This is a genomic window from Halobacillus sp. BAB-2008 (assembly GCF_000328325.1).
GTDB lineage: Bacteria > Bacillota > Bacilli > Bacillales > Halobacillaceae > Halobacillus.
Genome location: NZ_ANPF01000004.1, coordinates 47,338 through 59,509, shown reverse-complemented (window position 1 = coordinate 59,509; position 12,172 = coordinate 47,338). Strand labels below are relative to the sequence as shown.

The 12,172-nt window shown below is 47.9% G+C and carries 14 protein-coding genes; 12 read left to right on the top strand and 2 right to left on the bottom strand.

From position 1 onward, the window contains the following. Nucleotides 1-1,201 (top strand): FAD-dependent oxidoreductase (locus tag D479_RS02000; RefSeq protein WP_008633070.1); only part of this gene is annotated, 1,201 nt, incomplete at its 5' end. Nucleotides 1,202-1,274: 73 nt separating this feature from the next. Next, nucleotides 1,275-2,369 carry a nitric oxide synthase oxygenase gene (locus D479_RS01995; RefSeq protein WP_008633069.1) on the top strand — a complete coding sequence of 365 codons (1,095 nt, stop codon included), beginning with the start codon at nucleotides 1,275-1,277 and terminating at the stop codon, nucleotides 2,367-2,369. An 18-nt stretch (nucleotides 2,370-2,387) separates the two neighbouring features. On the opposite strand, the gene D479_RS01990 is transcribed toward D479_RS01995, so the two are convergent. Further along, nucleotides 2,388-3,170 (bottom strand): carbon-nitrogen family hydrolase, encoded by a 783-nt coding sequence (locus D479_RS01990; RefSeq protein ID WP_008633068.1) that lies wholly within the window; start codon nucleotides 3,168-3,170, stop codon nucleotides 2,388-2,390. A 272-nt stretch (nucleotides 3,171-3,442) separates the two neighbouring features. Between D479_RS01990 and D479_RS21270 the strand changes: the two genes are divergently transcribed. The 9 genes from D479_RS21270 to D479_RS01950 all read left to right on the top strand — a co-directional run bounded on the left by D479_RS21270 (nucleotide 3,443) and on the right by D479_RS01950 (nucleotide 10,558). Continuing rightward, complete coding sequence (locus tag D479_RS21270) at nucleotides 3,443-4,441, top strand: LytS/YhcK type 5TM receptor domain-containing protein (RefSeq protein ID WP_346773244.1); 999 nt, start codon at nucleotides 3,443-3,445, stop codon at nucleotides 4,439-4,441. Then, nucleotides 4,438-5,058: a histidine kinase gene (locus tag D479_RS21265; protein WP_346773243.1), complete on the top strand. Its 621-nt coding sequence runs from the start codon at nucleotides 4,438-4,440 to the stop codon at nucleotides 5,056-5,058. Before D479_RS21270 ends, D479_RS21265 begins: the two co-directional genes overlap by 4 nt. Continuing rightward, nucleotides 5,055-5,786: a LytTR family DNA-binding domain-containing protein gene (locus D479_RS01980; RefSeq protein WP_008633055.1), complete on the top strand. Its 732-nt coding sequence runs from the start codon at nucleotides 5,055-5,057 to the stop codon at nucleotides 5,784-5,786. Before D479_RS21265 ends, D479_RS01980 begins: the two co-directional genes overlap by 4 nt. A gap of 138 nt (nucleotides 5,787-5,924) precedes the next feature. Further along, nucleotides 5,925-7,367, top strand: a complete 1,443-nt coding sequence (locus tag D479_RS01975; RefSeq protein ID WP_008633053.1) for a carbon starvation CstA family protein — start codon at nucleotides 5,925-5,927, stop codon at nucleotides 7,365-7,367. 82 nt (nucleotides 7,368-7,449) lie between these two features. Then, a complete protein-coding gene (locus tag D479_RS01970; RefSeq protein WP_008633051.1) occupies nucleotides 7,450-7,725 on the top strand; it encodes a GNAT family N-acetyltransferase in 276 nt (91 codons plus the stop codon). Between the two features lie 15 nt (nucleotides 7,726-7,740). After that, entirely contained in the window at nucleotides 7,741-8,202 is a 462-nt protein-coding gene (locus tag D479_RS01965) for a GNAT family N-acetyltransferase (RefSeq protein ID WP_008633048.1), read from the top strand. 67 nt (nucleotides 8,203-8,269) lie between these two features. Next, entirely contained in the window at nucleotides 8,270-9,151 is an 882-nt protein-coding gene (locus D479_RS01960; protein WP_008633046.1) for a diacylglycerol kinase family protein, read from the top strand. A gap of 45 nt (nucleotides 9,152-9,196) precedes the next feature. After that, nucleotides 9,197-9,643 carry a YueI family protein gene (locus D479_RS01955; protein WP_008633043.1) on the top strand — a complete coding sequence of 149 codons (447 nt, stop codon included), beginning with the start codon at nucleotides 9,197-9,199 and terminating at the stop codon, nucleotides 9,641-9,643. 261 nt (nucleotides 9,644-9,904) lie between these two features. Then, on the top strand, nucleotides 9,905-10,558 hold the full coding sequence (locus D479_RS01950) for a peroxiredoxin-like family protein (protein WP_008633042.1): 654 nt from the start codon (nucleotides 9,905-9,907) through the stop codon (nucleotides 10,556-10,558). A 203-nt stretch (nucleotides 10,559-10,761) separates the two neighbouring features. Here D479_RS01950 and D479_RS01945 read toward each other — a convergent pair whose 3' ends face one another. Beyond that, a complete protein-coding gene (locus D479_RS01945) occupies nucleotides 10,762-10,962 on the bottom strand; it encodes a hypothetical protein (protein ID WP_008633040.1) in 201 nt (66 codons plus the stop codon). 555 nt (nucleotides 10,963-11,517) lie between these two features. On the opposite strand from D479_RS01945, the gene D479_RS01935 reads away from it, so the two are divergent. Continuing rightward, the gene (locus D479_RS01935) at nucleotides 11,518-12,171 is read left to right on the top strand and encodes a lytic transglycosylase domain-containing protein (protein WP_008633037.1); all 654 of its coding nucleotides are present in this window, start codon (nucleotides 11,518-11,520) and stop codon (nucleotides 12,169-12,171) included. Nucleotide 12,172 lies beyond the last annotated feature (1 nt).

Sequence of the window (12,172 nt, the reverse complement as noted above, 5' to 3'; positions counted from 1 at the left end):
GCCTTATGTACTGAGTGGAGACGTGGACGATGCGGAAGACTTAATCGCACGTGACCCGGAGACGTTTCGGTCTAAATACGGAATCGACGTGCGGACGAACCACTTGGTCGAGAAGGTGGATTGTGATCGAAAGGTCGTCCATGGAACCGACGACAGAACCGGGGAAGCCTTTGAAGAAAAGTACGACAGGCTATTAATTGCTTCCGGTGCTTCTCCTGTTCTGCCGCCATGGGAGGGAAAGGATCTTCCCGGCATTTACACCTTGAAGACGATCCCGGATGTGGAGGCCATTAGGAAAGACATGACTCCCGATACAAAACGAGTGACGATCATTGGGGGCGGTTATATCGGACTTGAGTTGGCGGAAAGTTTCGTAACGATCGGTAAGGAAGTCCGTCTGATTCAGCGGGGGTCCCAGCTCGGTGAAATGTTTGATGAGGAAATGGCCTCCTCCATCCATGAGGAAGCGGAAAAGCACGGAGTGGATCTGCATCTTAATGAGTCGGTCGAAGCCTTCCGCGGGGAAGGGCGGGTTCGTACCGTTTGTACAGATCAAGGGGAGTATGACACGGACCTTGTCATCGTAGCAGTCGGTGTGACGCCTAATACTTCTTTTCTTGAGGGAACAGGCATCTTTAAGGGTCTGAAGGATGCTGTTTCGGTCAATGCCTTTATGGAGACAAGTATTCTCGACATCTATGCTGCTGGTGACTGCGCTATGCAGTACCATCGGGTCAAACAGAAGCTTGATTATATACCGCTTGGTACGCATGCGAACAAACAGGGGCAGATTGCCGGGTTGAATATGGTTGATCAGCACAAGTCGTTTCACGGAATTGTCGGGACCTCTATTCTGAAATTCTTCCACTTGTCCCTTGGACGAACAGGTTTAAGTGCTAAAGAAGCAGAGAGGGAGAAGATTCCTCATTTATCGGTCACCATCGATTCCACCCATGCAGCCGGCTATTATTCCAAGGATGATCCGATGACGGTAAAGCTCGTCTATCACCAGTCTTCCCGGCGTCTGCTCGGCGGGCAGATCATCGGAGGAAGGGGTGTGGATAAAAGGGTGGATGTCCTTGCAACCGCTCTCTATCATGACATGACAGTGGATGATCTTCAGGACCTGGATTTATCGTATGCTCCTCCGTTCAACAGCGTATGGGATCCGATACAACAGGCTTCCCGTCGAGCTGAATAAGCGTTTCTTACTAGAGGTTCCACCATTTATGGTAGGATAAAAGCAGTAAGGAACGTACAGGAGGATTCAAGCTGTGAATATAGATCTATATGAAAAGGCGGAATCGTTCATCCGCCAATACTACCATGAACAAGGGGCGACCGGTTCGGAGGAGAGGCTTGAGCAGATAAAACAGGAGATCAGCCTGACAGGGACCTATACCCACACTTTTGAAGAGCTGGAGTACGGTGCGAAAGCCGCTTGGAGAAACAGCAACCGGTGTATCGGCCGGTTATTCTGGAACAGTTTGAAGGTGTTTGACCGTCGTCACCTGAATACAGAAGAGGATATCTTCCATGCTCTTATTGATCATCTGGATTATGCTACGAATAATGGAAGAATCCGCTCCACCATCACTATATTTCGACCGGAACAAGAAGAGGGAGCCGTACGAATATGGAATCACCAGCTGATCCGATACGCCGGTTATGAAGAGGAAAGCGGTATTGTCGGGGATCCTGCTTCCATCGATATAACGAAAGAGTGTATGGCGCGGGGCTGGTCCGGTTCAGGGGGGGCGTTCGATGTCCTGCCTCTTCTCGTTCAAATCGGTGATCAGGAACCTGAGATGTTTGATATTCCACAGGAAAGCATATTGGAAGTTTCTCTTCGTCACCCGGAGTTGGAGTGGTTCGAAGACCTTGGTCTTCGTTGGCATGCTGTGCCTGTGATTTCCGATATGCGCTTGGAAATAGGCGGCATCCATTATACAGCGGCGCCGTTTAACGGATGGTACATGGAAACAGAAATTGGTGCCAGAAACTTGGCAGACGAATTCCGCTATAATCTGCTTCCTGTTGTTGCAGAAGCGATGGGGCTCGATACGAAAAGGAATAGAACGCTATGGAAGGATCGGGCCTTGATTGAGCTTAATCAGGCAGTCCTCCATTCTTACAAAGAAGATAAGGTAAGCGTGGTTGATCACCATACGGCAGCTCAACAATTCCAGCTCTTTGAGAACAAAGAGCACCAATGCGGCCGTGAAGTCACCGGCGATTGGTCTTGGCTGATTCCGCCGGTTTCTCCTGCTTCGACGCACATTTTTCATTCCAGTTATGAGAACCGGATCGAAACACCGAACTATTTTTATCAGGAACCTGCTTATAAGAAGAACCTTGCACCGGAGTAATCGATGCAAGGTTCTTTTTTATTCATATAAATCCGGGCGTCGGTCCTGGAAAATAGGAATTTGTTTTCGGATATCCTCTACAGCTTCCCAATTTACTTCTGCGTATAGGATTTCTTCTTCGGACCCAGCTTCGGCAAGTACTTTCCCCCATGGGTCGATGATGACGGAATGGCCGCCGAATGTGTTGGCTTCATCAGAGCCGACACGGTTGCAGGCGATCACGAAGCACTGGTTTTCAATCGCTCTGCTGATCAGAAGATTTCGCCAATGATCCACGCGCGGCTTCGGCCATTCGGCAGTGACGAACAGTGCTTTGGCTCCATGAATCATATGGGAACGCAGCCATTCCGGAAAGCGGATATCGTAACAGATAACGGCGGCCAGCGGAGCGCCCTCCAAATGGAACAAGCCTTTCTCGTTCCCTGATTCCAGGAACTTTTCTTCGTCCATCAGTCGGAACAGGTGGGCTTTTCGATAGGACAGGATCCGCTCACCCGAGGGGTCATACGCGACAAATGTGTTGTAAAAGACGTCATCTTCCCGTTCGGCAACCGATCCCATAATGGTCACTTCATAATCACATGCCATTTCTTTCATTAACAAATGTGTTGGTCCACTCATCGTTTCTGCAAGTTCATCGAAACGGGATAGATCGTAACCCGTCGTCCATAGTTCAGGTAACACAATTACAGAGCTCCCGTTTTCAGCTGCCTCTTTGATTTTTACAGCTGCCGCTTTCCGGTTTGCCTCCGGGTTGCCAAGTACAATGTTCATTTGAATAATAGCTATTTTCTTCATCATTAGGATCACCTCATTTCCAAAAGTGTACCAAAGAAAGCGGGGGATTGCCTGTATTTTCTGAATATATCTCGTTTTGCTCCTTTACATGAACCGTTTTCAAACATGGTACAATAAGTGAAAAAAGTACAGAGAGGAAGGCGAGCGATGTTTGAACTGTTCCTTCCCATGTTGGAGCGACTCGGTATCATCGTGACCGTCGCTTTCATCATAACGAGGTTCCGTTTTTTCGGGAACTGATAGATAAAAAGACCTTGGATTCCGGACAGCAGTTCATGGCTGTCGTCTTTTTCGGGGTGTTCGGTATCATCGGCACCTATACAGGGATTACCTACAATACGGATTCATTGGATTTCGGAAGGTGGGCCTTTAATTTAGGAGAATCGGAAGCGCTTGCTAATTCCAGAGTCATCGGAATTGTGGCTGCCGGATTATTCGGAGGGTACCGGATTGGAATCGGCGCAGGCGTAATCGCGGGGCTGCATCGGTTTTCTCTGGGTGGTTTCACCGGTCTTGCCTGCGGAATCTCTGCTGTCGTGGCCGGGCTCCTTGCCGGCTTGTTCCATAAGAAAGACAGACCATTAAAGCTGACAACGGCCCTGCTCGTCGGTGCATTGGCGGAGACGGTGCAGATGGGCATCATTCTCCTTACTGCGTCCCCTTTTTCAAGAGCGTGGGGGCTTGTTCAGGAAATCGGCTTACCCATGATTGCCGCGAACGGTGTCGGGGCTGCATTGTTCCTGTTAATCATACGGAATGTGCTTCATGAAGAAGAGAAAGTAGGAGCTCTTCAAGCTCAGAAAGCATTAAAGCTGGCGGAGTCCACCGTTTCTCATTTAAGAAAAGGATTGTCTGCCCAGTCGGCAGGACAGGCCTGCCGTATCATTTATGAAGAAGTGGATGTCAGCGCAATTTCCATGACGGATAAGAATGATATCCTTGCCCATGTAGGTCTTGCTGATGATCATCATAAGTCCGGAGTTCCGATTCAGACAGATGCGACGAAGCAGGTCATCAGAGACGGAAAGATGGCGATAGCAGGTCACGAAGAGATTCATTGTCAAACGGCAAGATGCCCATTAGGAGCGGCAGTCATCGCTCCGCTGATGAAGCGGCAGGAAGTAGTGGGAACGTTGAAATTCTATGTGCGTTCAGAAAAGGATATATCCAATGTACTGATTGAGTTGATTCAAGGGTTGAGTGCCTCCTCAGCCAACAACTGGAACTTGCCGATGCGGAAAGAGCGCAGGAACTTGCTAGAGAAGCGGAAGTGAAAGCTCTCCAGGCGCAGGTGAATCCGCATTTTCTGTTCAATTCCTTAAACGTAATCGTATCCTTGACGAGAACAGAGCCGGATCGTGCCCGCTCCTTGTTAATAGCGCTCTCTAAGTTCTTCCGCCAGAACCTCAATGCGACACGGAAAACCTGGATTACCTTAGAAGAAGAATTGAAGCATGTGAAGGCATACCTGTTGATCGAAGAGACACGATTTGTGGATCGGCTCCACGTCTATTACGACGTAGATGAAGCTGCTTTGACAGCAAGGATAGCCCCATTGACGCTTCAACCCTTAGTGGAGAACTGTATGAAGCATGGAATTAAAGATCAGGATGGAGAAGCGATTATCCGGATTTCTGTCAAAGCAGAGGAGGACGGCGTCCGTGTCTCCATAGAAGATAATGGCACGGGGATCGATCCCGAACGCTTGGAAACGCTCGGAACAGATTACGTCGATTCACATAATGGTACCGGCTTTGGTATTTATAACGTGAACAGACGGTTGGAGCACATGCATGGAAAAGGATCCACACTTTCGATTAAAAGTGAGCATGGAGCGGGTACGGAAATTACGTTTTTATTGCCCGTGGAAAGGCAGGAGATTACACGATGATGGAGAAAATACGTGTAGTAATCGTTGATGATGAACGTTTCAGCAGAGAAGAATTAAACTTTCTTCTGAATCAATACCCAGAGCTCGAAGTGGTAGGAGAAGCAGGGTCCGGAGAAGAAGCGGTGATGAAGACGCTCCAGCTTCAACCGGACGTATTATTCCTGGACGTGGAGATGCCGAAGATGGACGGCATGGAAGTAGCGAAAGCTGTTCAGGAATTAAAGAAACAGCCCATTATTGTGTTTGCAACGGCATATCCCGATTTTGCTGTCAAAGCGTTCCGTCACCAGGCGGTGGACTATCTATTGAAGCCGTTTGAGGAAGAGCGCCTGAACGAGACGGTGGAACGGGTGATCCGGCTGATGCAGCCGGAAACGGAAACTTTGTCTCAAACCGGCCCGTCAAGGCTTGCTGTCGAGGGGGAGGACCGTATTGATTACATCGACCCCGGAGATATCATGTATGTGTACCGCGATGGGCGGGTGACCAAGATTGCAGGAAGAAACGGCACCTACGAGACGAAGGCTCCTTTGAAGGAAATCGAAGAGCGGCTGCGGTCTTATTCCTTTTATCGGATTCACAAAAGCTATCTTGTTAACTTGGACTATATCGATCGGTTGACTCCATGGTTCAACGGAGCGTATCAGCTCGAATTGAAAGGAACCGAGGAGCGTCTGTCTGTCAGCAGAAACTATGTGAAAGGCTTGCGTAAACAATTAGAGCTATAGGAGTACCCGTGCTGTTTTTCAGTACGGGTATTTGACGTGTTGGGCCGCCTATTCGACATCTTAAGCTGGAAACGACTCATGAAAGCGTTATCCTGGTACATTATTTGTAAGCGATTACAATGATGGGGAGGAAAATCCATGATTACGTTTCTGGTCAGTATTGCTATTTTAATTGTCGGTTACTTCACATATGGTAAGTACGTAGAGAAAGTTTTCGGTGTCAATGAAAAACGTCAGACGCCTGCTTATTCCCACGGCGACGGGGTCGATTATCTGCCGATGGGAGAGAAGAGAAATTCCTTGATTCAATTACTGAATATCGCCGGTGTCGGTCCCATCTTCGGTCCGATCCTTGGTGCTTTATACGGTCCTGTTGCGTTTCTATGGATTGTGTTCGGCTGTATCTTTGCCGGTGCCGTCCATGATTATTTGACAGGTATGATTTCGATCCGTAACCGTGGTGCGCACCTTCCTGAGCTTGCCGGTAAATTCCTTGGTAAAGTGATGAAGCATGTGGTGAATGCCTTTGCTATTCTTTTGCTGGTCCTTGTGGGAACGGTCTTCGTCACCGCCCCTGCAGATCTTCTGCACAATATGACGAGCAGCTGGTTGTCTCTACCTGTAATTCTAGCAGCTATTTTCGTTTACTATCTGTTGGCGACGATGCTTCCGATCGATAAAATCATCGGGCGGTTCTATCCGATCTTCGGCGCCCTTCTTGTTGTCAGTGCTCTTGGTGTCGGCATCTCGTTGATTGTGACAGGAGCACCAATTCCTGAGCTCAGCCTTACGAATATGCACCCGGATAATGCGCCGATCTTCCCGCTGTTGTTTCTTACTATTTCCTGCGGAGCTCTTTCCGGCTTCCATGCTACTCAGACGCCGATCATTTCCCGTACGACTCAGCAGGAGAAGCAAGGGCGCCGCATCTTCTACGGCATGATGATTGCAGAAGGAATTATCGCCATGATCTGGGCCGCTGCAGCCATGAGCTTGTTCAACGGCTCTGCCGGTCTGAATGAAGTGCTTGCTTCCGGTGGACCTGCTGCGGTGGTAAGCGAAGTGTCGATCGCTATGCTTGGAGCAGTCGGCGGAACGCTTGCCGTCCTTGGTGTCATCATTCTCCCGATCACTTCCGGAGATACTGCTTTCCGGAGTGCCCGAATGATCATTGCTGATTACCTGAATATTTCCCAGAAGAAGATTATGAGCCGGTTGTGGATCGCCCTGCCGCTGTTCGTTATCTCCTTCGTATTGACCCGCGTCGATTTCACTCTGCTTTGGAGATACTTCTCCTGGGCTAACCAATCGACGGCCGTCATTGCCTTATGGGTTGGAGCAATGTATTTATTCCTTGCCAGGAAGAACTATTTCATTGCAGCTATCCCGGCAACATTTATGACAATGGCTACCTTTACGTACATTCTTAATGCACCGATCGGCTTCGGGCTTTCTATCAATATTTCCTATATCCTGTCCGCCGTCATTACGGTAGCGATTGTAGCGGCATTCTTTATCGCCGCAAGGAAAGGATTGAATCGTAATATTCCGCTGGAGGAAGAACTGAAACCGACGGCATAAGGATAAACACCTGCTGGATCATTCCGGCAGGTGTTTTTCGCAGGTGGAAAATGGGTATGCTCTTATAAAAGGAGTGATAACAATGGACAGAACGATACATGAATCCAAAGGAGAATTTTATATCGGTGGTGTGGACAGCCCTGATGCCCAGTTGTTTTTTGAAGAGGATGACAATGTGATCACCATCACAAGTACAGAAGTGACACCAGCCCAGCGAGAGCAGGGGCTCGGAAAAGATCTGGTTGATCATGTCGTCAACTATGCAAGAAAAGAGAAGAAGAAGGTAGATCCTGTTTGCTCGTTTGCATACGATGTGATAAAAAGTACACCAGAGTATCATGTAGTTTGGAAAGAGTGAAGGAGGAAGCAATACATGGAAGTCCGTGAGCCTTTGGAGCGCGACTTGATGCATTTTACAAGATACAGCATCGATTTTCTTCATGTGATGAAAGAGAGGGAGACAACCAAGGAAGCGAGAGCGGAGCAGCTTAGAGAAAGGAAATTCTGGGCTGCCGACGTTTTCCTCTCTGAAGATCCGAAACAGAAACTGTACGTCGCTGAAGTTCAGGGACGGATGACAGGGTATGCGCTTGGAAGAATGGATGACAATAATCAAGGTACAATTCAAGAAATATATGTGGACGAATTTTATCGGCGGGAAGGGATCGGTTCCCAACTCTGCCGGGCAGTATTGGCTTGGATGGACGAGCAAAATGTCAGCGATGTGCGGGTGTCGCCACCATTCGATCTGCAACGCAGCCTGGACGGGTTTCTAAGGGCCGTCGGTTTTTGCCCGGTGCAGACAACTTATTCGTTCCAGAAAAATTCACGTTAGAATGCGTTTCTTCTCCTCTGTGAAAAGGAAAGAAGAGAGCAGAGGCAAGCGGAGGAGGAATACAGGTATGGATAAAGCGATGATTATAGTGAACCCTTCATCTGGGAAAGAAGAAGCGTTGGATCATGTGAAACGGATCGAGGAGATTTTGGAAGAGAAAGGATATCAAACGAAGGTTGTGCAGACAGAGAAAGAATTGGATGCCACCAAGTATTGTCAGGACGCTTGTAAAGACGAATTCCGTCTGGTCGTTTCGATGGGAGGAGACGGTACCCTGCATGAAACCATCAATGGAATGGTTGACCAAGATCATCGGCCCTTGCTTGGCATCATACCACTCGGGACGGTGAATGATTTCGCCAGAGCGCTTGATATACCTCTTCATATCGAGGAAGCGATTGAAGTGCTCCGTTCGGATCGAACCAAACAGGTCGATATCGGGAAGTTCAATGAGGACTACTTCGTCAACATTGTCGCGGCGGGAGCCATTGCAGAGGCCGTCTATGACGTCTCCCCTGATTTGAAGACAAAATTCGGTCCTTTCGCCTATATTGTCGAGGGTGTGAAAACCCTCACCGCCAACTCAAGCTACCCGCTCAGGATCGATTACGACAATAAGGCCTGGGAAGGGGAGGCACTTCTTTTTCTCGCTGCATTGACCAACTCGACAGGCGGATTCGAGAAGATGGCACCGGAGGCGGAAGTGAATGACGGTGTCATTCATTGTTATGTCGTTCCGAAAGTGAGCATGATTCGTCTAGGTTCGATACTAACGGCAATCATGAGGGGCAACTTGAAGAGTGTGGAAGGTGTCCATTACTTTACAGCAGAAAAAGTAAGGCTGACTTCCGAGGCGGAGCTTGTCACAAACGTAGACGGAGAAGAGGGGGCGGGTCTGCCGGTGGAACTGGCGATTCTTCCTTCCCACATTGACGTCCTTGTTCCTTGATGGAACAGGGCGGCGACAGATACAGCAGGAGAATGAGGTGCACGTATGAAGAAACGTAACGTCGATGATTATTTGCAGGAAGGGATATACGGGACGCCGGAAACCAAACCTTCCGAACGGAAGCAGTACTTAGGAACCATCCGTGAACGAGTGATTCTGGTTCTTACGAAAGGACAGGTTATGCAGGGAACGGCAAAGAAGGAGCTTTCATCCCGGATGAAGCAATATAAAGATGCGACTCTGTTGTTGAACGGGGAAGTGAGTTATCGCTTTCTCAGTCCATACATGGACATTGCTGAAGAGGAGAGCATCCATCATACCATGGTTTCCAACCAGGAAGCGGATACGGATACAGGACTTGTCCTGACCGTTGATTACCCTGTGGAACTGGAGGATGTAACGGTTAATCCTTCCGTAACTGGCGTGGAAGAAAAAAGTGTCCAGCGAGGTTGGAAAGGGTGGATGCGTTCCCTTTTTAAGCCGAAGGAATAATGTAAGGAAGAAAACGACTGCCGGGCGGAGGCTCGGGAGACCGTGCGTATACGTCTCGTTCGGTTTGTTGAAGCCTGCCCGCATCCTCTTGTTAGAAGAGAAGCCATCCCAGGCACATCGATGACTGCTGCTATGGATGTGGATAGGATATGGCCTTTTTTGCTGGGAGTTTATGCTGATTGTATGAAGACGTATCATTTTATGTTTAGAAAGATTCCAAGTAAAATGAAAATCGAAAATGATCCAAAAGGAGTTTTTCGAATGACAACTGATATGCGCAGCCAGTTTGACCAATATATCGAGAATTTTAAACAAAATACTTCTAAGGAAGTACAGGACAAGATGAGGAACGCCATTGATGAATTGGAAAATTCTGAAGAAGGTAACGGTCTTTCTGAAGGAGAAAAAGCACCGGACTTCACCCTTCCAGATGCTAAAGGGGGTCAAGTGCAGCTTTCCGAACAGCTTAAGTTTGGTCCTGTCATAGTGACTTTCTATCGTGGCGGGTGGTGCCCTTACTGTAATATGGAATTGCGTGCGTATCAGGAGATCCTGGATGACATCCATAAGGAAGGGGCTCAGCTAATTGCCATCAGCCCGCAGACTCCGGACCAGTCCATGACGACCCAGGAGAAAAATGACCTGCAGTACCATGTATTGAGTGATGTTGGAAACAAAGCAGCCAGGCAGTTCAATCTCGTTTACAAGCTTCCGGACTATCTCGTTGAAGTATATAAGGACAAAGGGTTGAACGTGGACAAACATAACGGAGACGATTCCTGGACGCTTCCAGTTTCCGCGACTTACATCATTGATACAGATGGTTCGATCGTTTATGAATATACTAAATCTGACTATAAAGACCGTGCAGAGCCTTCAGAAGTTCTACAGGAGCTGAAAAAGGTAAAAGCGTAAATAAAAAGACGTCCCCCACGTGGAGGACGTCTTTTTATTTTTTTATATCTTTCTTTAAAAATCTACCTTCGGAATAAAAAGGACAGGGTTAATTCCAGGCCATAAACAAAAAAAAGACTGTCGAGGAAGTGCTCGGCAGTCTTTTTCAATGGAAGCGGACATTGACTTCACAGGAGGACGAGAACGGATGCTTCTTCTGTCAATTACCTAAACTGTCGGAACAGTCTTGATAAGCCAAGGATAATAAGTGCGAAAGAAAATAGAATCATTGCAATGTACCCGGCATAGTAAAGGAATTGATCGAAGAAATTACCGGCTGTGTCACCGATGCTGAACAAAGCATACCCAGCGATCAGTACAGATAAATAAAGGAATACACGACCATCAGCTTTCAAATCCACCATGTCTTTCACCTCCTCTCCTCACCAATATATGCAGGAGGGAGAACCATTATTTATCTTTTCTCCATAAAATTCGACAGCTTGTCCACCGGCATAAAGAAAAAACCTTTCCATAGTGGAAAGGGGGATGGCACGTACTTTTCATTGAGGGAAGCAGACCATGAAATCTACAGGCTATTTTTCCTGGCGGGGAAAAATAGTAGGGTGATTCGACGTAAGAGACAAAAGAGAGTACCTATACCGATGATGAAGGATTCGGTCCTTCATCAGACAAATGTGCAGAACGTGGACAACCAGAACACGCCCGGCACGGTGAATAACGAGGATCTCTTTTGTTAACTATATTGTAACATTTTCCGACTGTCATCCGCTTTGGGAAAAGTAAAGATGGAAGGTGCTAATGGTTTGGGCTTTTGTCGAAGTATTTTCACAAGTTTTTACTTGTTCTGGAAAAGTGTGCGTTTTTTCGACTTTTTTCACTACGATCAAATGGCAGATTGTCGACTCATTGGGATTGATGTAAAATAATAGATAATAAAAGGTTGGAGGAATGAAAAGGTGGATATCCGTAATTATCAGTACTTGATTCAGCTGCAGGCAATGTCAATGATGAGCGGCGGTATAAATCAAACGTCCGGCTTGATGCAGGGACCGACGTTCCAAAGCCTGCTCCAAGCGGCTATGTCTTCTCCGTTCGGCAGTCAGGATGATGAAGGCGGAGAGGCTCCGATGTTATCCGTTGGTTCCAATACGTACAACACTGTCCCGCTGTCCTTCTCTTCACTTCCTTCTCCACAGCCGGAACCGGTAGAGAAAGAGGCAGTGCAGGAAAGCACGGCACCGAGTTCCATCGATCAGTTGATTACGAAAGCTGCCGAACGATTTGGTGTAGATGAACGTCTTGTCCGTGCGGTGGTCCATACAGAGTCGAACTTTAAAGCAGATGCAACAAGCCACGCTGGTGCGCAGGGACTCATGCAGCTCATGCCTGCGACAGCTAGAGCACTGGGAGTCAAGAATCCATTCGACGCAGAGGATAATTTAATGGGTGGAACGAAATATTTAAAGCAGATGCTGGACCGCTATGATGGAAATAAGAAGCTTGCGCTGGCCGCTTACAATGCGGGACCGGGAAACGTGGACAAGTACAACGGTATTCCACCTTTCCGGGAGACACAGAATTATGTCGGCAAAGTCCTTGCCAAAACATGAA